Below are 20,226 nucleotides of genomic sequence, written 5' to 3'. Positions count from 1 at the left end.
TTACTCCTCGATGGGCGCGCGGATGCGATCGGCATAAGCCTGCATCCAGGCGTCGTCCACCGGCTGGTAGTGGGTTTTCTCTTTCACACGTTCCGCGCGGAAAACCGTCAGCGGTTGGGTTGCCGTGGCGACAACAAAAGAGAACGTTTTGATATTGGTGGCGGCGCCAAACTCGCCTTTACGGTTCATACAAACTACGGAGAGATCGCCGGCGCGACCAAAGCGCGACATCAGCTTATCTTCTAGTTCATACACCACGGAGTCGGCCGCCTGCTGCGGCGTCATGCCTTGCTCCATGCGGCGGACGATTTCGTAGCTGGTGCAGCCTTTCATCAAATCTTCGCCGACGCCGGTTGCCGTTGCCGCGCCAATTTCGCTGTCACAGTAAAAACCGGAGCCGATAATCGGCGAGTCGCCAATCCGTCCGCGTTTTTTCATAAACAGACCGCTGGTGGAGGTGGCCACGCTCATTGAGCCTTTTTTATCGAGGGCGATAACGCCAACGGTGTCGTGACCGTCGTAGGGGCTAAGCCCTTTATCCAACGTTTCGCGACAGCGTTTACGGTAGTGCTGCATGGCGCGTTCGGTCAGCATTTTCTTATCGCTAAAACCTTGGCTTAGCGCCCATTCGCGCGCGCCTTGCCCCACCAGCAATGAGTTGTAGCGCTGGCGTCCCAGCGCATGAGCCACTTTTACCGGATTAGCGATATCGACCAGATTGCCGACCGCACCGAAGGCCAGCGTATCGCCGTCCATCCACGCGGCATCAAGTTCGACCTCGCCGTTCTCGGTCGGCAGGCCGCCGTAGCCGACCGATTTATAGAATGGAAAATCCTCCACGGCGACCACGGCATCGACAACCGATGTCGTCGCTAGCTTTCCGCCAGCCAACGCCGTAGCCGACTCGCTAACCCCTTCCAGCGCCATACGCCAAGTTGCAATTATTCCCCACATCTCTTACTCCTGTTTTGCTAGCGTATTGGTGTTCTGTACTTCGCTGATTTCCGCCGCGCGGTACTGTTTGTCGAGAATGCGCATAAACGGCAGGTACAGCATCGCGCCAATCAGCAGGTTAAGTATTTGCATCACGCTGCCGGAAATATGACCGGTTACGATAAATCCGCTGATCACCGGTGGCAGCGTCCACGGAATAAAGACCCCGGTCGTTACCGCAACCATGCCAATTTTCATGGCGACATACTGAATGGTGACCAGCACCAGCGGTACGAGGTTGAACGGGATCAGCATGATAGGGTTCATGATAACCGGCAGACCAAATAGCACCGGTTCATTGATGTTGAATACCGAAGCACCTGCGCCAAGTCGCGCCACTTCGCGCATGCTTTTACTGCGGGCAAAAATGAGCATGGCAATAACCAGTGACAACGTGGCCCCGGCGCCGCCCATCCAGATCATGTCGAAAAATTGTTCAGTGATGATATGTGGCGGGGTGACCCCGGCCTGAATGGCGGCGATGTTATCGGTCTGGTTTTCCATCCACAGTGGGCGAATGATGCCGTTGACCATCGAACCGGAGTTGATCCCAACTGACCACAGAATGGTGATACTAAAGACCGTCATCAGCGCACCGAAATAGGAGGTGCCGAAGTGACGAACCGGTGTCGCAACGACGTCATAGATGAATTGGTGAATGGTCTGGTAATGGGTATTTTCAAAGCCGATGCGGATAGCCAGCACGATTATCATGACCACCAGCGCCGGGATCAGCGCGGCGAACGACTCCTGCACCGCTGGCGGCACGCCTTCCGGCATCTTGATAACCAGCTTTTTGCGTTTCAGCCAGCAAAACAGCTCGGTCCACAGCAGAGAACCAATCATGGCGACAAACAGCCCCTTGGTGCCAATCCATTCCACCGGCATGACGGTGATGCCGCCATTTTCAGCCACTTTGATAAACGGCGTCAGGATCAGGAAGCTCACCAGCGCAAGAATACCGCAGGAGATGCGATCGCCTTCGTAATGTTCGGCCAGTCGATAGGCGACGAGGAAACTGATAAACAACGACATAGTGGAGAACACCGCGTTAAACGGGATCTCGATAATGGCGCTCCAGTTGGCACCAAAGCTTTGAGACATAAACTGCTGATAGCTCTGGTTCGGGAACGACGAGATAACTAGCAGGATAGAACCGACGATGATGAAAGGCATGAAGGAGACATACGCGCCACGAATGGCACCGAGATGACGTTGCTGTGCGGTTTTCGCGGCAATCGGCATCAATTTCTCTTCTAAAAATCCCAGAACATTGTTCATTGTGAACTCCGTATAAGATTAACGGACATTGTGTGTGTTATGTATTAGAAAACGACGAAAGGATTATCGAAGAAAGCCGGAGACGGAAAGGTGAAACGGGTCACATCGTACCGACTTGATATATATAAATCTCATATGATTGGTTACTGAACCGCATAGGACTGTTATGGAAATAAAGCTGCACGCCAACGCAACGACAACGCCAAGAGTCAGACGCTATTTACAGGAATCGGATAAAAATGACCGTGAACTGGCGCGTGAGCTAGGGATTTCTGTGACAACGGTACGGCGCTGGCGCAATAGGGAGCAGACGGCGGATCGCAGTACCACGCCAGTAGTAGTACACAAGGCGATGAGACAAGAACAAGTTATTCTAATTAATGCTCTGCGGGAAATTCTTCAGGCTCCGCTCGACGATCTGCTGTTTATGGTGGTTGAGGGACTGGAAATCCCGCTGTCGCGTGCGACGTTAAGTCGCTATCTGAAGCCTTCGTATCACCGTGGCGGTAGTGAAATACTCTGCGGCAAAAAAGCGCTCAAGGCCGGTCATAAGGCGCAGTCGTTGACGCTGCACTACCGTTTTATGTCGTTGCATATGGATGATGATGGCGACCATCATTTGCTATGGGCCCGAGAGCCGGTGAGCGGCTGGTGCTATGCGCGTGTCTACTCTGGCATGTCTCCTTCGCTGGTGGTGAATTGGCTGGATGAGGTACTGGCGCAGTTTCCGGGTGATATCCAATCCGTTGAGATGCAAAGTAACGAAGGGTTAAGCGAAGGGCTGGATCAGCGGCTAGCGGATCGGGGAATTATCGGGCGTGTGATGCCGGTGGAAAATAAACGTTCAGCGGTGCAGGTCACGCAGCCGTTGGCGGAGATCATCCCAGCGGTGCGAGTCTGCACGCCAGACGAACTGGCCGTCAGGTTGTGCTTTATCTTCAATACGGGAAAACAGCAGAAAAAACTGGGGAATATGACGCCGCAGGCCTTTTTAGAAGCGCTGCGGCCTTAGCGGACATTAGCCAACAATGTCCAAAACCTGTTCAGGCGGACGGCCAATGCGCGCCTGACCGTTGCTGATGACTATCGGGCGTTCAATCAGCTTAGGATTTTCGACCATTGCTTTAATTAATGCGTCTTCGCTGAGCTGGCTGTCGCTGAGATTAAGCGCCTTATAGAGATCCTCTTTCTGACGCATCAGTTCACGTGCACTGGTCATGCCGAGCATTTTTAGAAGCTGGCGCAGCGTGGCGGCATCCGGCGGCGTGTCCAGATAGAGCACAACGTTCGGGTCGATACCGTTTTCCTTAAGCAGGCTCAGCGTTTCACGGCTCTTTGAGCAGCGCGGGTTATGGTAGAGGGTCACCGAATCCGTCATAGTTTCTCCTGTTACATTTTCTGATAAGGGCGGAAGCGTTCTTGTAGCTGGCGTAGCTGGTCGATACGCGCATCGTAACGGGCCTGCTGCAGGCTGCGTAATTTCACTTGGCCGCTGGCGGCGCTGAGCAAAGAGATAGCCTGATCTAATCGACCTACCAATGCCATGTTTTCCGCACGAGCGGCCAGTTCTTGGTCGCGGTTACCAAGTTTCGATTCCGCTTGGGCTAGCAGATCCCAGCCGTTGGTATCTTCTTTATTGTTGAAGGTGTAGCGATTGAGGATGGTTGCCGCTTCTCCCGCTTGGCCGCTCTCTAACAGGGCGTTGGCCAAGTTCAACTGTAGAACGGGATTCGTGCGGACTTCACGGGCATTCTTCAACCGGCTGATGGCTTCTGCCGTTTTATTCTGACCCAGGTCGATATCTGTCGCCAGATCCAGATACCAAGCGTTCTGCGGGTCGGCGCTCAGCAGCGGTTGTAGCTGTTTACTGGCCTCGGCGTAGTTTTTTGCTTCCATGGCGAGGAGCGCCCGGCCGTACTGAGCGGCGCGCTGCTCGCGAACGTTGCCTTTTGCCCAACCGTCGAGCAGATCGCTGCCGAGCTGATTTTTCCCAGAATTATACATGCCAAGCGTACGCGCTTTGGCGAAGTAGAAATCTGCAGAAGATTGCACCACGACGGGACGCATCTGGTTGGCGCGGTTTCGCGCATCTGACAGTCGGCTTTCCGGCAGGGGGTGCGTCAGCAGCATTTCCGGCGGGCGCGACGAGTAGCGCGATTGATCGAGCAGTTTTTCCATAAACGCCGGCATGGCCTGCGGATCGAAGCCCGAACGCTGCAGAACCTGGATACCAATACGGTCGGCTTCTTCTTCGTTTTGGCGAGTAAAGCTGATGATGCCTTGCTGAGTACCGGCAAGGGTGCCGCTTAGCGCCGCCATACCGGCCTGCGGGCTGGCCATCGCTAAGAGGATAGAACCGAGTGCGCCGACCCACGTCAGCGGGGCATTACGCTTCTGGTCTTCCATGGCGCGCGCCAGGTGTCGTTGGGTGACGTGTGAAATTTCGTGCGCCATGACCGAGGCGAGCTGGCTTTCTGTATCTGAATAGCGGAACAGCGCCGAGTGAAGTACCACGTTGCCGCCGAAGAAGGCAAAGGCGTTAATATCGTCGTTATTGATCAGATAGAAATGGAACGGGGTACGGACGGAATAGGCGTGCGACACCAGCCGCATACCCAGCGAATTAATATACTGAACCAGCAGCGGGTCGTTAATCAGCGGTGCGCTACCGCGCAGTTGTCGAACATAGTAATCCCCCATCTGCATCTCCTGACCAATGGAGAGCGTGCTTCCTGCCGACGTACCGATATCAGGCAAATTGTCCTCTGAATCCGCAAATGCGGGAGCAATCTGACCGAGCGATACTGCCGCAATAAGGGATGCCAACAGCGTTTTTTTCAACTGCTTGAACATATCCTCTGTCCTGTAGTGTGGGGTGTGCCTGATTTGACCAACATCATACCGTTACGTTTCGTAAAGGGCTGCTCTGCGAGTGTATCTATCTGCATAGGTATTGAAAATGATAATTGCCAGATTGTTGGATAATTATAAAAAGCGGAGTCTTTTTTGTGACATTTCGATACACTTCGAGTTCGGTATGAAAGCAAAAAAAGCTTCAGGGAATTAGAGTTATGCTTGAGATGTTGATGCAGTGGTATCGTCGCCGTTTTAGCGACCCGGAAGCGATAGCGCTGCTGGTCATTTTGCTGGCCGGTTTTTGTATTCTGTTTTTCTTCAGCGGCCTGTTGGCCCCACTGCTGGTGGCGTTGGTTCTAGCATACCTGCTGGAGTGGCCGACCGTGCGTCTGGAGCGTCTGGGCTGGTCACGAACCTGGGCAACTAGCGTGGTGCTGGTGTTGTTTGTCGGCATTTTACTGCTGATGTCCTTCGTGGTGATGCCGATTGCTTGGCAGCAGGGCATTAATCTCATCCATGATATGCCGGGCATGCTCAACAAACTGTCTGACTTCGCCGCAACCCTGCCACGCCGCTACCCGGCGCTGATGGATGCTGGGATTATCGACGCGATGGCTGAGAACATGCGCACCCGAATGCTGACAATGGGCGACTCGGTGGTGAAGTATTCCGTCGCCTCGCTGGTGGGGCTGCTGACGCTGGCGGTCTATCTGGTGCTGGTGCCGCTGATGGTCTTTTTCCTCGTCAAAGATAAAGAGCAGATGCTCAACGCAGTCCGTCGCGTGTTGCCGCGTAACCGCGGTCTGGCAGGGCAGGTGTGGAAAGAGATGAACCAGCAGATTACCAACTATATTCGTGGCAAAGTGCTGGAAATGGTGGTGGTCGGGGTGGCTACTTGGCTGGGCTTCCTGATGTTTGGCCTGAACTACTCGCTGTTGCTGGCGGTGCTGGTCGGGCTGTCGGTGTTAATCCCCTATATCGGCGCGTTTGTGGTCACCATTCCCGTGGTCTGCGTGGCGCTGTTCCAGTTTGGTCTCGGCACGGAGTTCTGGAGCCTGTTTGCGGTGTATCTGATTATTCAGGGGCTGGATGGCAATCTTTTGGTGCCGGTGCTGTTCTCCGAAGCGGTCAATCTGCATCCGCTGGTGATCATTCTGTCAGTGGTGATTTTTGGTGGGTTGTGGGGCTTCTGGGGCGTGTTCTTTGCGATTCCGCTGGCAACGCTCATTAAAGCGGTGGTGCACGCCTGGCCGGATGGACTGGCCGTGGATGACGAAGAGACAACATGACTGTAGGCCGGATAAGGCGTTTGTGCCGTTATCCGGTGAGCCTGATGGTGTGACACTTATCAGGCCTACAAAAAACCCGGCGTCGCTAAGCTTTGCCGGGTTACACGAAGGGGTTAGGCGTTAGCCTGTAACCAAGCCAGCACGATGTCGTGGTGATTACTGGTTTTGAAGTCATCAAACACATGTTCAACTTTGCCATCAGCATCGACAAGGAAGCTGATACGGTGAATGCCATCATAGGTTTTACCCATAAAGGTTTTTTCACCCCAGATACCAAACTGTTCGCAGACCTGATGGTCCTCATCAGAAAGCAGCGTGAAATTAAGCAGCTCTTTTTCCGCGAAACGGGACAGTTTTTCTGGTTTATCCGTACTGATACCCAGCACTTCAACCCCCGCTTTTTTCAGTTCATCCATGTTGTCGCGAAGGCCACAGGCCTGCACGGTGCAGCCAGGAGTCATCGCTTTCGGGTAGAAATAGACCAGAACACGTTGTCCCTGGAAGTCGGTCAAATTTACTTGCTCGCCGTCTTGATCGGGCAAACTAAATTTCGGTGCGATATCACCGGCTTTCAGTGGGTTCATTACAAAGCTCCATCCTGTTCATCATACTGTGAATAATTGACAACGTTTATACTGCCTTGCGCTTTCAATTCTGTACAGAGTGCTTTGAAGGCTTGCTCAACATTTGATGCATTTTGCGTAGCTGGGCTATGCGCGGTGATTTGAATAAACAGCTGCGCGGCCTGTGCTTCGGTGGCGGGTTGAGTACGTGAAACCAGCTCGGCGATATTCATCTCCCAGCTATCGAATAGCGCGGTAAAACGCTCAATGATATGCGGTGAATCGGGAACCTCGACCTGAACCCACACGGTGGCAGGCATCGCTGGGCGAGGGCGAGCGGTAGTTCGCTTCATCACAATCAGCAGATCCAGCTCGGCGCCTTTTAGCGGTAGGGTCGATTCAATCAAGGTTATCGCGTTCCAGGTGCCGGAAAGCAGCATAATAAAAGTGAACTCGTCTCCCAGCATAGCCAAACGACTGTCTTCAATGTTGCAGCCACAGCTGCTGACGTGACGAGTGATCGTATTGACGATGCCAGAGCGATCCGCGCCCAGGGCTGTAATGACCAGATAGTGTTGTAATGAGGCTGTCAAACCTGTTCTTCCTTTAAAAAGGTGCGGTATACCCTAGGAAAGCATAAAAAAAACCGGCATACAACATTCTGAAGGGCTTCAGTCTATTGCTTTTATTACAGGACCAAACGTACCATTGAGACTCATGTCCGCACGTCAGCACAGAGGATGGCCCATGTTCACGGGAAGTATTGTAGCGCTTGTCACGCCGATGGATGAAAAAGGTAATGTCGACCGTTCAAGCCTGAAAAAACTGATTGATTACCATGTCGCCAACGGAACCTCGGCGATCGTGTCGGTAGGGACTACCGGCGAGTCCGCAACGCTCAGCCACGACGAGCATGGCGACGTGGTGATGACCACACTGGAACTGGCCGATGGCCGCATTCCCGTCATTGCCGGAACGGGGGCAAATGCAACCGCAGAGGCGATTAGCCTGACCCAGCGTTTTAACGATTCCGGCGTTGTCGGCTGCCTGACGGTCACCCCGTATTACAACCGTCCGACTCAGGAAGGTTTGTTCCAGCACTTCAAAGCGATTGCCGAACATACTGACCTGCCGCAAATCCTGTATAATGTGCCGTCGCGTACCGGCTGCGATATGCTGCCGGAAACCGTAGGTCGCCTTGCGAAAGTCAAAAATATTATCGCAATTAAGGAAGCCACGGGGAACTTAAGTCGTGTTCACCAGATCAAAGAGCTGGTTTCAGACGATTTCATTCTGCTTAGCGGTGATGATGCCTCCGGGCTGGACTTCATGCAGCTGGGCGGGCATGGCGTTATTTCGGTAACGGCAAACGTTGCTGCACGTGATATGGCTGAAATGTGCAAACTGGCGGCAACTGGTCAGTTTGAACAGGCGCGTATCATCAACCAGCGTTTGATGCCGCTACACAATAAATTATTTGTCGAACCCAATCCTATCCCGGTTAAATGGGCATGTAAGGAATTGGGACTTGTGGCGACCGATACCATGCGCTTGCCGATGACGCCAATCACTGACCACGGTCGTGATGTAGTGGCATCCGCATTGAAGCATGCCGGTTTGCTGTAGAGGTTAGGGAGATTTGATGGCTTACTCAGTACAGAAGTCGCGCCTGGCGAAGGTCGCGGGTGTTTCGTTGGTTCTACTGCTCGCAGCCTGTAGTTCCGACTCGCGCTATAAGCGCCAGGTGAGCGGTGATGAATCCTACTTGGACGCAACACCGTTAGGTGAACTTCACGCCCCTGCGGGGATGATCCTGCCGATTGAAAATGGCGACTATAACATCCCGGTCGCTAACGGCAGTGGCGCCGTAGGTAAAGCGCTGGATATTCGTCCTCCGGCTCAGGCGCTGGCGCTGGTCTCCGGTGCGCGTACCCAGTTTACTGGCGATACGGCTATGCTGCTGGTTGAAAATAGCCGCAGCGGTTCTCTGTGGCCACAGGTTGTTAGCATCGTTCAGGCGAAAAACTACACCATTACCAAGCGTGATGATGCAAGCCAAACGCTGACCACGGACTGGGTTGACTGGAACCGTCTTGATGAAGATCAGCAGTACCGTGGTCGTTATCAAATCTCCGTGCAGCCGCAGGGTTATCAGCAGGCGGTGATGGTGAAGCTGGTCAACCTAGAACAGGCTGGCAAAGCGGTTGCCGATCGTGCGTCCTTGCAGCGCTACAGCGCTGAAATGCTGAACGTTATCTCCGCGGGTCTGGATAAGAATGCGACCGACGCAGCGAACGCTTCACGCGGCACTGCGGGCGTGACTTACGACGTTCAGAGCGCATCTGATGATACCGGTCTGCCAATGCTGGTGGTGCGTGCACCGTTTAACCAGGTGTGGGATCGTCTGCCAGCGACGCTTGAAAAAGTGGGCATGAAAGTGACCGACAGCACCCGTTCGAAGGGTAGCGTTGCCGTCACCTATAAGCCGCTGTCCGACAGCCGCTGGCGTGACCTCGGCGCAAGTGACCCGGGTCTGGTGTCCGGCGACTACAAACTTCAGGTCGGCGACCTGGACAACCGTAGTAGCCTGCAGTTCATCGATCCGAAAGGCCATACGCTGACGCAGTCGCAAAATGACGCCCTGGTAGCCGCATTCCAGGCAGCATTTACCAAGTAATTTATCAGGGCTGGAGCAATCCAGCCCTTTTTTCTGTATAGTGACGCAAACGTGTGCGTCAGCAGAAAAGCACAATATTTATCTTTAAATCATCACTGGAGTGACAAAGATGCAAAAGCTAGCTGAGTTGTATCGTGGTAAAGCGAAAACCGTATACAGCACCGAAAACCCGGATCTGTTGGTACTCGAATTCCGTAACGATACGTCAGCAGGAGATGGTGCTCGTATTGAACAGTTTGACCGTAAAGGCATGGTGAACAACAAGTTCAACCATTTCATTATGAGCAAGCTGGCAGATGCCGGTATTCCGACTCAAATGGAAGCGCTGTTGTCCGATACCGAATGTCTGGTGAAAAAACTGGATATGGTGCCGGTAGAGTGTGTGGTACGTAACCGCGCAGCCGGTTCCCTGGTGAAACGTTTAGGGATTGAAGAAGGCATCGAGCTGAATCCACCGCTGTTCGACCTGTTCTTGAAAAACGACGCCATGCACGACCCGATGGTCAACGAATCCTACTGTGAAACCTTTGGCTGGGTGAGCAAAGAGAATCTGGCGCGCATGCAGGAACTGACTTTTAAAGCCAATGACGTACTGAAAAAACTGTTTGATGACGCCGGGCTTATTCTGGTCGACTTCAAACTGGAATTTGGCTTGTTCAAAGGTGAAGTGGTGCTGGGCGATGAGTTCTCTCCAGACGGTAGCCGCCTGTGGGATAAAAAGACCATGGACAAGATGGACAAAGACCGTTTCCGTCAAAGCTTGGGTGGCCTGATTGAAGCGTACGAAGAAGTGGCGCATCGCTTAGGCGTCAAGCTGGACTAGATGCACTCCCCGGCCTCGCCCTGCGCGTAGGCCGGATAAGGCGTTTACGCCGCCATCCGGCAAGGTGCGCGTTGCTTGCCTGATGGCGCTGCGCTTATCAGGCCTGCATCCTCATCGCCGGTATTCCCCTCAAGACATTTTCAGTGGTAATCCCGCCCGTAACCGCCTACGATCATATCAGTATATTGATAAGATAAACCGAGGTAGTTATGCGTTGGCAAGGGCGTCGTGAAAGCGACAATGTAGAAGACCGGCGGAACAGTTCCGATGCTCCGGGAATGGGGCGTGGCCCAGGCTTTCGCATTCCTAGCGGCAAAGGTGGCATCATTTTGCTGATTGTCGTGGTGGTAGCGGGATATTATGGCGTCGATTTAACCGGCCTAATGACCGGCCAGCCGATAGGCCAGCAGCAATCTTCCCAGCAGCGCGTCAGTAACCCCAACGATGATGAAGCCGCCAAGTTTACCTCGGTGATCCTTGCGACGACCGAAGACACCTGGGCACAACAGTTCAAAGAAATGGGCAAAACCTACCAGCCACCGCGTCTGGTAATGTACCGTGGCGCGACCCGTACCGGCTGTGGCACTGGGCAATCCGTCATGGGACCTTTCTACTGCCCGACTGATACCACGGTCTATATCGACCTCTCTTTCTACGATGACATGAAAAGTAAGCTCGGCGCAGGCGGTGATTTTGCTCAGGGCTACGTGATTGCTCATGAAGTCGGCCACCATGTGCAGAAACTTCTGGGCATTGAACCGAAGGTTCGCCAGATGCAGCAGAACGCTTCCGAAGCGGAAGTTAACCGCCTGTCGGTGCGCATGGAACTGCAGGCCGACTGCTTTGCTGGGGTCTGGGGCCACAATATGCAAAAACAGGGCATCCTCGAAGCGGGCGATCTGGAAGAGGCGCTGAACGCTGCCGAAGCGATTGGTGATGACCGTCTCCAGCAGCAAAGCCAGGGGCGCGTTGTTCCGGACAGCTTTACCCACGGGACCTCCCAACAGCGCTACACTTGGCTGAAACGCGGCTTTGATAGCGGTGACCCGGGTCAATGCAATACCTTCAGTAAATCACTCTAAACGGATACCAGACGTCATGGATGAACTGCTCGCGCAGGCCGCGCGAATGGCACAGGCGGGTATTCGCCGCCTGCTGGTTGTGAGTGGTGAAGCCGCATGGTGTGAACGACAAGCCGTTGCGTTCCGCCATGCTTTGAACACCGATGTTTTATGGGTTGGCTCTCAGCCCGTCGATGAACCTTTTTGTCTCCCTTCTAAACTGAAAACGCTGCTAGGACGTGAGTTTCAGCATGCCGTTTTTGATGCTCGCGATGGTTTTGATGTTTCGGCTTTCGCCGCGCTGGCCGGCACGCTTTGTGCCGGAAGCTGGTTAATCCTGCTGGTGCCGGAGTGGACGAGATGGCGCCAGCATGCGGATGCCGATTCTCTACGCTGGAGCGATGCGCCGGAACCTATCGCCACCCCGCACTTTGTTGACCACTTTGGTCGAACCCTTGCTGCCAGCCCGCAGACGCTTGTCTGGCGACAAGGGCAGCCGATGCCGCCGCTCACCGACGTTTTTCGTCCCGACTGGCAGCGAGCAAATGGCCAGCCTGAGCACGAGCAGCAGGCTATTCTGACGGCATTGTCTGGCACTTCAGCAAAGGTTTGTGTGGTGACCGCCGAGCGAGGAAGAGGGAAGTCGGCGCTGGCGGGAATGCACATTCAGCGGCTGTGCGGCGAGGCGATTGTCACCGCGCCTACGCGCGCATCGACCGATGTGATTGCCGCGTTTGCCGGCGAGCGTTTTCGCTTTATGGCGCCCGACGCGCTTTTGGCTTCTGATGCAGCAGCCGAGTGGCTGGTGGTGGATGAAGCGGCGGCGATTCCTGCGCCGCTGCTGAAAAAATTGATTTCCCGTTTCCCTCACACGCTGTTGACCACCACGGTACAGGGTTATGAAGGCACCGGCCGGGGTTTTTTACTTAAATTTTGCGCTGAATTTCCGCAGCGCGAAGCATATAGCCTCGCGCAGCCTATTCGCTGGGCGTCAGGCTGTCCGCTTGAAGCATTCGTTAACGATGCGCTCATCTTCCATGATGACGCATTTACCACGCATCCGTACGGTGAGCTGACGTTGCTGCCCGTGGCGCAATCAGCTTGGCGAACAAAACCCGCACTGCCTAGCGCGCTCTATCAACTGCTTTCTGGGGCTCACTACCGCACTTCGCCTGTCGATCTGCGCCGAATGATGGATGCGCCAGGGCAACATTTCCTGACGGCGCAGAGCGTCAGTGGACCTGCTGGTGCATTGTGGCTGGTAGAAGAGGGCGGGTTAACGCCTGAATTAAGCCAAGCCGTGTGGGCCGGTTTCCGCCGTCCCAGAGGTAATCTTGTGGCGCAGTCGCTGGCAGCGCACGGTGGCAGTCGGTTCGCCGCTACGCTTGTTGGGCGGCGCATCAGCCGCATTGCGGTGCATCCGCTTCGCCAGCGTGAAGGTATTGGTCAACAACTGGTGACTCGGGCATGGGAAGATGCCGCCGACTGTGATTATCTGTCGGTCAGCTTTGGCTATACCCACGAACTTTGGCGCTTCTGGCAGCGCTGTGGCTTCATGCTGGTGCGTATTGGAACTCAGCGTGAAGCGAGTAGCGGTTGTTATGCCGCGATGGCGCTGCGGCCGCTGACGGCAGCAGGGGAGGCGTTGATGCAGCGCGAACACACTCGCCTGTGTCGGGAATGGCGTTGGCTTCAGCACTGGGTCGATGAAAAAATGGCACTCCCCGAAATCGCGCAAGCTATTCTTACTGATGATGACTGGTGGGATTTGGCCGCTTTTGCCTTCGCACATCGCCCGCTGCTGGCGACGCTGGCAAGCCTGAATCTGCTTGTCGAACAGGTAGCGTTACCCCTTCCCGCGCTTCGCGGTCGTTTGAACGGTGAAGAGGAAAGTGAACTCAACGCGCGCCTGCGCATCAATGGACGCAAGTCTCTGCTGATACGGCTGCGTGACGAAGCAAAACAGGCGATGTACGCGCTGGATGGCTATCGTACAAATCAGCTCATGGAACGGATTCAACAACTGCAATTTTTTTAACTGACTCATTCAGTTAAATGGCATGGTCATTATTTTGGTGCGGCGTAAACTGACCGACAAAACCAAGGAGACAGCCATGACACACGATCATTTTGTTGTTCAAAGCCCCGCGAAGCCCGCTCAACAGCTGCTGCTGTTGTTTCATGGCGTGGGCGATAATCCGGTGGCAATGGGACAAATCGGCAGCTGGTTTGCGCCGCTGTTCCCGGATGCGTTAATCGTTAGCGTTGGCGGCGTTGAGCCGTGCGGACCCGCACCGGGCCGTCAATGGTTCTCTGTGCAAGGGGTGACGGAAGAAAACCGTCAGGCGCGTATTGATGCCATCATGCCGACGTTTATCGATACGGTGCGTTACTGGCAAAAACACAGTGGCGTAGGCCCGCAGGCAACGGCACTGATCGGCTTCTCGCAGGGGGCGATTATGTCACTTGAAAGCCTGAAGGCCGAGCCAGGTCTTGCTTCACGAGTGATAGCCTTCAATGGTCGTTTTGCCACCATGCCGCAGAAAGTGAGCTCGGCGACGACCGTTCACCTGATCCATGGTGGCGAAGACAGGGTTATCGATCTGGCATGGGCGGTGAAGGGACAGGAAGCACTGTTGGCTGCTGGCGGCGATGTGACGCTGGATATCGTTGAGGATTTAGGTCATGCCATCGACGATCGCAGTATGCAGTTTGCGTTGGATAATCTGCGCTATACCGTGCCGAAGCACTATTTTGATGAAGCGTTAAGCGGCGGAACGCCGAAAGACGATGATGTGATTGAGATGATGTAAACGGTAGGCCGGATAAGTCAAAGTCGCCATCCGGCAGCCAACCGCATTTTTGCCTTATGGCGCTGCGCTTATCAGGCCTACATCAGTAGGCCAGTCGAGCGCAGTGCCGCTAAGGTCAACCGCTTTCTATTTTTTAGGTTGATCTTTGTTCGGCCAATCGTCGTCATCGTCCCACTTGTCGTTGCAGTCACGATGCGGCGGCAGGTCGGGTTTATTGGCGAGGAATTTTTTATGATCGACGCGATTAAGATCTTTAATTACGTTGATCATCACTCCAACCAGAAACACCAGAACCAGAATCCACCAGTATTTTGTCAGCCAATCCATGCGTGTTACCTCTTACTTACCGTTGCGCCCTCAGGCGACAAGTTGTTCCATTATCCGTTGATACATCCGCGCTAGCATTTGCAGATCGGCGGCGTTAACGCACTCATTTATTTTATGAATGGTGGCGTTCACCGGACCCAATTCCACCACCTGGGCGCCCATCTGGGCAATAAAGCGCCCGTCGGATGTTCCGCCAGTGGTCAGCAGCTGCGGTTCAATTTCATTATAGTGTGCGATGGCGTTTACCACTGCATCAACCAGTTTGCCCCGTGCGGTCAGGAACGGCTGCCCGGAGATCCACCAGTCGATGGTATAGCGCAGCTGATATTGTTCCAGCAGCGCAACGACGCGCGCCTTGATCATCTCATCTGTAAGCTCGGTGCTAAAGCGGAAGTTGAACTGCACAAACAGATCGCCTGGGATCACGTTGTTACTGCCGGTGCCCGCTTTAATGTTCGCTATCTGCATGCTGGTCGGCGGGAAGAATTCGTTACCCTGATCCCACTCGATTGACACCAACTCATTCATCCATGGCGCCGCGCGGTGAACTGGGTTATCCGCCAGATGCGGGTAAGCCACGTGGCCCTGCACGCCGTGAATGGTCAGGTTGCAGGTCATGGAACCGCGACGACCATTCTTGACAACGTCACCCACCACTTCGGTACTGGAGGGTTCACCCACCAGACAGTAGTCCAGACGCTCTTTGCGTGCCATTAGCGCTTCCACCACTTTCACCGTGCCATGGGTTGCGCTGGCCTCTTCATCGGAGGTTATCAGGAATGCTAGACGACCTTTGTGGTTGGGATGCTGGGCGACAAAACGCTCTGCGGCGATAACCATCGCGGCGAGGGAGCCTTTCATGTCAGCCGCACCGCGGCCAAACAGCATGCCGTCACGAATAGTGGGCTCAAACGGCGGGTTTATCCAGCGGTCAGCATCACCTGTAGGCACCACGTCGGTGTGGCCTGCAAACGCCAGGGTTTCCCCTTTGCCACGCCATGCCCAGAAATTTTGGGTATCACCAAAATCCATGGGTTCAACGGTAAATCCAATCGCACGCAGGCGCTCGATCATTAACGCCTGGCATCCCGCATCGTCTGGGCTAAGAGAAGGGCGGCGAATAAGCTGCTGAGCCAGCTCAATGACTGGGCAAGACATAACTAGACCTCGTTATTTTCGTTTTCTGCAAAAAGTAATACAGGGCAACGGCGTTAGCGCGTCTGCGCGAGCCACTGGCCGTAACTGGCGTCGCTAAAACCCAGCAGCATAGGCTGTGCCGGCGCGCAGAGCAATGGGCGTTTAATGATAGCGGGCATTTCGAGCATCAGCGCGGCGGCAGCTTCGGCGTTGTTTACCGAGGCGCGCACGTTTTCATCAAGCTTGCGCCACGTCGTGCCACGGGTATTCAGCAAGGCTTCCCAGCCAAGCTCGGCGATAAAGGTTGCCAGCAGGTCAGGTGTTAGCCCATCAACGCGGTAGTCATGAAAACGATATTCAACCTGGTGGTCGTCCAGCCAACGACGGGCTTTTTTAATTGTGTCGCAGTTCTTTATTCCATAGAGGATTGTCATGTTCCACCTTTATATCATCAGGTTTTAGGGGATTTGAATATACACGTTATTCTAGGCGTCGCCCGTTTTAATTTTGGTTATATAAAACGGTTAAAATTCAATCAGTTTAACATGCTAAATACAACTTAAGTCGTAGTGTTTTCGTATTGCCTTACTTAAAATCATTATCATATAATTCACACCATGATAACTATTTCAGAATGTTGCTGTAGGTCACATTAAATGTCAAAGTTCCGGACCATAGTGAGCACATGCAGTAAAGATATGTTGGCAGCGGCAATCAAAGTAATTGGATAAACCGTATTCACAGGTCATACAATCGTACGTAAAATACGCATAATAATAAGAGAGGTAGTTATGATTGAACGTGAACTAGGGAACTGGAAAGACTTTATTGAAGTGATGCTTCGTAAATAATTTTCAGCAATGTGAGTGAAGCGCTGTGTTCTTTCAATAACCATGATGGTGTGTTGTCGTACAGAGTAATCGGGTCACATTTCAAAGTAAAAAAGGCGACATATTAATGTCGCCTTTTCTGTTTCTTACTCTGGCTTCTCTTTTAACGGGAACCGTCTGCGTACCAGTACGAAGAACAGCGGTACGAAGAAAATCGCCAGCACGGTTGCCGATACCATCCCGCCAACCACGCCGGTACCTACCGCATGCTGGCCGCCAGAGCCCGCGCCGGTCGTGAGCGCCATTGGCAGCACACCGAAAATAAAGGCCAGTGAGGTCATCAGAATAGGGCGCAGTCGCTGACGGCAGGCTTCCAGTGTTGCCGACATCAGATCTTCACCCTGCTGGTTTCGTTCGTTGGCAAACTCGACGATCAGAATGGCGTTTTTCGCCGATAGCCCGATAACCGTCAGCAGCCCAACCTGGAAGTAAACATCGTTCTCGAGACCACGCATCCATGTCGCTAGCAGCGCGCCGATAACCCCGAGCGGTACCACCAGCATCACCGAGAATGGCACCGACCAGCTTTCATACAGCGCCGCCAAGCACAGGAACACCACCAACAGTGAAATGGCGTACAGGGCAGGGGCTTGCGCACCGGAAAGCCGCTCTTGATAAGACATTGCTGTCCACTCCAGACCGAAGCCGGTAGGCAACTGTTTCACCAGATTCTGCATCACGTCCATCGCCGTACCGGTGCTGACTCCGGGCGCAGCTTCCCCGATAATTTCCACCGCCGAGTAGCCGTTGTAGCGTTCCAGTCGCGGTGAACCGGTTTCCCAGCGCGAAGTGGCAAAGGCCGAGAACGGCACCATCAGGCCGGCGTTATTGCGCACATACCACTTGTTAATGTCGTCTGGCAGCATGCGGTATTTGGCAGCTGCTTGAACATACACTTTCTTCACGCGGCCACGATCCATAAAGTCGTTAACGTAGCTCGAGCCCCAGGCGGTTTGCAGCGTATTGTTGATATCGTCAATCGCGACCCCTAATGCCTGTGCCTTGCGTTGGTCGATGTCGACCTGAAGCTGCGGGCTATCATCGAGGCCGTTGTGACGCACGCGGGTCAACTGCGGATCGTTACCCGCCAGCTCCAGCAGACGATCGCGCGCAGCCATTAGCGCATCGTGTCCGGCACCGGCGTGATCCTGCAGTTCCATATCAAACCCGGCAGAGCTGCCCAAACCGCTTATCGCCGGTGGGCTGCTGGCAAAGACGCGCGCTTCTTTAATCTTGTTCAGCGCTTTGGTGGCGCGTTCGATAATGGCGAATGAGGTGCCGGTGGTGCTGTCTCGCTCGTCCCAGTCTTTTAAGCGCACGAACATGCGCGCAACGTTTTGACCGTTACCACCGGGGCCAGAGCCGATAGTCGCGAAGATTGAAGTGATGTTGTCCTTTTCATTTTTGAAGAAATAGTCTTCAACTTTTTCTACCACTTTCAGCGTCTGCTGCTGGGTTGCGCCGCTGGGCAATTGAACGGAAGTTGTGAACATTCCTCGGTCTTCCAACGGCAGGAATGAAGAAGGCAGACGCAGGAATAAGAACACCATACCGCCAAGCAGCAGCACGTAAATCAGCATCCAGCGGACGCTGCGCTGGAGTATTTTTGCTACGCCGGATTCATAACGACGGGAGCTGGCGTCAAACTTACGGTTAAACCAGCCGAAGAAACCCTTAGTGCCGTGCACTTCTCCTTTATGGATAGGCTTTAGGAGCGTCGCGCATAGCGCAGGCGTCAGAATCATCGCCACCAGCACCGAGAGCACCATCGCCGACACGATAGTTATCGAGAACTGACGGTAAATTGCCCCGGTGGTGCCGCCAAAGAAGGCCATCGGGATAAACACTGCCGACAGCACCATGGCGATGCCAACCAGCGCCCCTTGGATTTGCCCCATCGATTTACGTGTGGCCTGCCTCGGCGTCAGCCCCTCTTCACTCATTATTCGTTCGACGTTCTCTACCACCACGATGGCGTCATCCACCAACAGCCCGATGGCGAGCACCATGGCGAACATCGTTAGGGTGTTAATGCTGTAGCCGAAAGCGTAGAGAACCGAGAATGTCCCCAGCAGAACCACCGGTACGGCGATGGTCGGGATAAGCGTGGCACGGAAGTTTTGCAAGAACAGGTACATCACTAGGAACACTAGCAGCACGGCTTCCAGCAGCGTTTTTACCACGTCCTTAATCGATGCCTTTACGAAAGAGGTGGTCTCGTAGGCTACTTTATATTCCAGCCCGTGCGGGAAGTACTGTTTGAGTTCATCCAGACGCTGGATCACGCGCTCGGCGGTGGCCATTTCGTTGGCGCCGGAGGCCAGCTTAATACCAAGACCCGACGCCTGATTACGGTTATAGCGGCTGAGATAATCATATTTTTCTGCCCCCATTTCGACGCTGGCGACGTCACCTAGCGTCACCAGAGAACCGTCCTGATTTACCCGCAAAGTGATGTCGCGAAACTGCTGCGGGGTTTGCAACAAGGACTGGGCGTTGATGGTAGCGTTCAGCGCCTGCTTATCGACCGAAGGCGTGCCGCCAAGCTGGCCGACGGCGATTTGTGCGTTCTGCGATTTGATGGCACTGGTGACATCATCAGCGGTGAGCTGGAAGCTATTGAGTTTTTCCGGATCGAGCCAGATTCGCATGGAGTACTGGGAACCATAGGCGTCGATATCGCCCACGCCGTCAACGCGGCTGAGCGGGTCCTGAATGTTACTGGCGACATAATCTGAGATATCTTGCTTATCCATACTGCCATCGGTAGAAACAAATGCGATGGTCAGAATGTTGGTATCGCCGGTTTTACGCACCGTGACACCCTGCGTTTGTACCGCCTGTGGGAGTTTGTTCATGGCGGTTTGCAGCTGGTTTTGCACCTGCTGTACGGCTTCATCCGGATCGGTACCGGCAACAAAGCTCAGGGTAATGCTGGCCTGGCCGGTGGCACTGCTTTGAGACGACATGTACATCAGGTTATCGATGCCGGTCATGTTCTGTTCGATAACCTGGGTAACGGTGTTTTCCAGCGTTTGTGCCGATGCGCCGGGGTAGTTGGCGGTGACGCGAACGTTCGGTGGCGCGAGGTCAGGGTATTGCTCAACGGGTAATGAAAAAATCGCTAGCGCACCGGTTAGGCACAAAAGGATAGCCAGCACCCAAGCAAAAATGGGGCGATCGATAAAGAAATTCGCCATCAGGCTCCAAACCTCGTGTTGTTCATTTTTATGTACTGGATTGTGACCAGTACTGTAGCCGTAAGGCTTCCAGCAATCGTGGAGAAAAAAAGGAGATCATGTAAATTATCATGCCGCTTTGCCGAAACGGTTTGCACATCCTTACGCTACTTTCACTAGACGCCTGAAACGTAGTTTCATTGAAGCTGAAATTTATTGATCTGCCACATCATACTGACAAATAGTCGTCATTTCTGGACAAATGGACATTGCCTGCACCGGGATGACTCAGCTAATAAGTAGGACTTATAAAAATAAGGTTATATCACCATAGGCT

The 20,226-nt window shown here is 53.9% G+C and carries 19 protein-coding genes; 9 read left to right on the top strand and 10 right to left on the bottom strand.

What is annotated here, in order from left to right:
• Complete coding sequence (locus tag AB4K05_RS11515) at nt 1–954, bottom strand: N(4)-(beta-N-acetylglucosaminyl)-L-asparaginase (protein WP_368480102.1); 954 nt, start codon at nt 952–954, stop codon at nt 1–3.
• Nucleotides 955–957: 3 nt separating this feature from the next.
• The gene (celB, locus tag AB4K05_RS11510; RefSeq protein WP_368480101.1) at nt 958–2,274 is read right to left on the bottom strand and encodes a PTS cellobiose transporter subunit IIC; all 1,317 of its coding nucleotides are present in this window, start codon (nt 2,272–2,274) and stop codon (nt 958–960) included.
• Nucleotides 2,275–2,440: 166 nt separating this feature from the next.
• On the opposite strand from celB, the gene AB4K05_RS11505 reads away from it, so the two are divergent.
• Nucleotides 2,441–3,286: a helix-turn-helix domain-containing protein gene (locus tag AB4K05_RS11505; RefSeq protein WP_368480100.1), complete on the top strand. Its 846-nt coding sequence runs from the start codon at nt 2,441–2,443 to the stop codon at nt 3,284–3,286.
• 6 nt (nt 3,287–3,292) lie between these two features.
• Here AB4K05_RS11505 and arsC read toward each other — a convergent pair whose 3' ends face one another.
• Nucleotides 3,293–3,652 (bottom strand): arsenate reductase (glutaredoxin), encoded by a 360-nt coding sequence (gene arsC / locus AB4K05_RS11500; protein WP_368480099.1) that lies wholly within the window; start codon nt 3,650–3,652, stop codon nt 3,293–3,295.
• An 11-nt stretch (nt 3,653–3,663) separates the two neighbouring features.
• Nucleotides 3,664–5,127, bottom strand: a complete 1,464-nt coding sequence (gene bepA, locus AB4K05_RS11495; protein ID WP_368480098.1) for a beta-barrel assembly-enhancing protease — start codon at nt 5,125–5,127, stop codon at nt 3,664–3,666.
• A gap of 218 nt (nt 5,128–5,345) precedes the next feature.
• Here bepA and AB4K05_RS11490 point away from each other — a divergent pair, with 218 nt between their 5' ends.
• The gene (locus AB4K05_RS11490) at nt 5,346–6,419 is read left to right on the top strand and encodes an AI-2E family transporter (protein ID WP_368480097.1); all 1,074 of its coding nucleotides are present in this window, start codon (nt 5,346–5,348) and stop codon (nt 6,417–6,419) included.
• A 113-nt stretch (nt 6,420–6,532) separates the two neighbouring features.
• On the opposite strand, the gene bcp is transcribed toward AB4K05_RS11490, so the two are convergent.
• Nucleotides 6,533–7,003: a thioredoxin-dependent thiol peroxidase gene (gene bcp / locus AB4K05_RS11485; protein ID WP_368480096.1), complete on the bottom strand. Its 471-nt coding sequence runs from the start codon at nt 7,001–7,003 to the stop codon at nt 6,533–6,535.
• Nucleotides 7,003–7,575: a glycine cleavage system transcriptional repressor gene (locus AB4K05_RS11480; protein WP_368480095.1), complete on the bottom strand. Its 573-nt coding sequence runs from the start codon at nt 7,573–7,575 to the stop codon at nt 7,003–7,005. The genes bcp and AB4K05_RS11480 overlap by 1 nt, the downstream gene beginning before the upstream one ends.
• Nucleotides 7,576–7,729: 154 nt before the next feature.
• On the opposite strand from AB4K05_RS11480, the gene dapA reads away from it, so the two are divergent.
• From dapA to ypfH, 6 genes are all read left to right on the top strand, one after another.
• On the top strand, nt 7,730–8,608 hold the full coding sequence (dapA, locus tag AB4K05_RS11475) for a 4-hydroxy-tetrahydrodipicolinate synthase (RefSeq protein WP_368480094.1): 879 nt from the start codon (nt 7,730–7,732) through the stop codon (nt 8,606–8,608).
• 16 nt (nt 8,609–8,624) lie between these two features.
• Nucleotides 8,625–9,659: an outer membrane protein assembly factor BamC gene (gene bamC, locus AB4K05_RS11470; RefSeq protein WP_368480093.1), complete on the top strand. Its 1,035-nt coding sequence runs from the start codon at nt 8,625–8,627 to the stop codon at nt 9,657–9,659.
• A 109-nt stretch (nt 9,660–9,768) separates the two neighbouring features.
• The gene (gene purC, locus AB4K05_RS11465) at nt 9,769–10,482 is read left to right on the top strand and encodes a phosphoribosylaminoimidazolesuccinocarboxamide synthase (RefSeq protein ID WP_368480092.1); all 714 of its coding nucleotides are present in this window, start codon (nt 9,769–9,771) and stop codon (nt 10,480–10,482) included.
• 209 nt (nt 10,483–10,691) lie between these two features.
• The gene (locus tag AB4K05_RS11460; protein ID WP_368480091.1) at nt 10,692–11,564 is read left to right on the top strand and encodes a neutral zinc metallopeptidase; all 873 of its coding nucleotides are present in this window, start codon (nt 10,692–10,694) and stop codon (nt 11,562–11,564) included.
• Nucleotides 11,565–11,580: 16 nt separating this feature from the next.
• Nucleotides 11,581–13,581 carry a tRNA(Met) cytidine acetyltransferase TmcA gene (locus tag AB4K05_RS11455; protein WP_368480090.1) on the top strand — a complete coding sequence of 667 codons (2,001 nt, stop codon included), beginning with the start codon at nt 11,581–11,583 and terminating at the stop codon, nt 13,579–13,581.
• A gap of 76 nt (nt 13,582–13,657) precedes the next feature.
• Nucleotides 13,658–14,356 (top strand): esterase, encoded by a 699-nt coding sequence (ypfH, locus tag AB4K05_RS11450; RefSeq protein ID WP_368480089.1) that lies wholly within the window; start codon nt 13,658–13,660, stop codon nt 14,354–14,356.
• 126 nt (nt 14,357–14,482) lie between these two features.
• On the opposite strand, the gene AB4K05_RS11445 is transcribed toward ypfH, so the two are convergent.
• The 3 genes from AB4K05_RS11445 to AB4K05_RS11435 are packed head-to-tail and all read right to left on the bottom strand — an operon-like array spanning nt 14,483 to nt 16,254.
• On the bottom strand, nt 14,483–14,683 hold the full coding sequence (locus tag AB4K05_RS11445; RefSeq protein ID WP_368480088.1) for a YpfN family protein: 201 nt from the start codon (nt 14,681–14,683) through the stop codon (nt 14,483–14,485).
• A 30-nt stretch (nt 14,684–14,713) separates the two neighbouring features.
• Nucleotides 14,714–15,841, bottom strand: a complete 1,128-nt coding sequence (gene dapE / locus AB4K05_RS11440; RefSeq protein ID WP_368480087.1) for a succinyl-diaminopimelate desuccinylase — start codon at nt 15,839–15,841, stop codon at nt 14,714–14,716.
• A gap of 53 nt (nt 15,842–15,894) precedes the next feature.
• Complete coding sequence (locus tag AB4K05_RS11435; protein ID WP_368480086.1) at nt 15,895–16,254, bottom strand: ArsC family reductase; 360 nt, start codon at nt 16,252–16,254, stop codon at nt 15,895–15,897.
• Between the two features lie 357 nt (nt 16,255–16,611).
• Here AB4K05_RS11435 and ypfM point away from each other — a divergent pair, with 357 nt between their 5' ends.
• A complete protein-coding gene (ypfM, locus tag AB4K05_RS11430) occupies nt 16,612–16,671 on the top strand; it encodes a protein YpfM (protein WP_001386977.1) in 60 nt (19 codons plus the stop codon).
• Between the two features lie 125 nt (nt 16,672–16,796).
• Here ypfM and acrD read toward each other — a convergent pair whose 3' ends face one another.
• Complete coding sequence (acrD, locus tag AB4K05_RS11425; protein WP_368480085.1) at nt 16,797–19,910, bottom strand: multidrug efflux RND transporter permease AcrD; 3,114 nt, start codon at nt 19,908–19,910, stop codon at nt 16,797–16,799.
• Nucleotides 19,911–20,226: the final 316 nt, after the last annotated feature.

Source organism: Kluyvera sp. STS39-E, assembly GCF_040932435.1.
Lineage (GTDB): Bacteria > Pseudomonadota > Gammaproteobacteria > Enterobacterales > Enterobacteriaceae > Kluyvera.
This window is presented reverse-complemented; position numbering and strand designations above follow the sequence as displayed.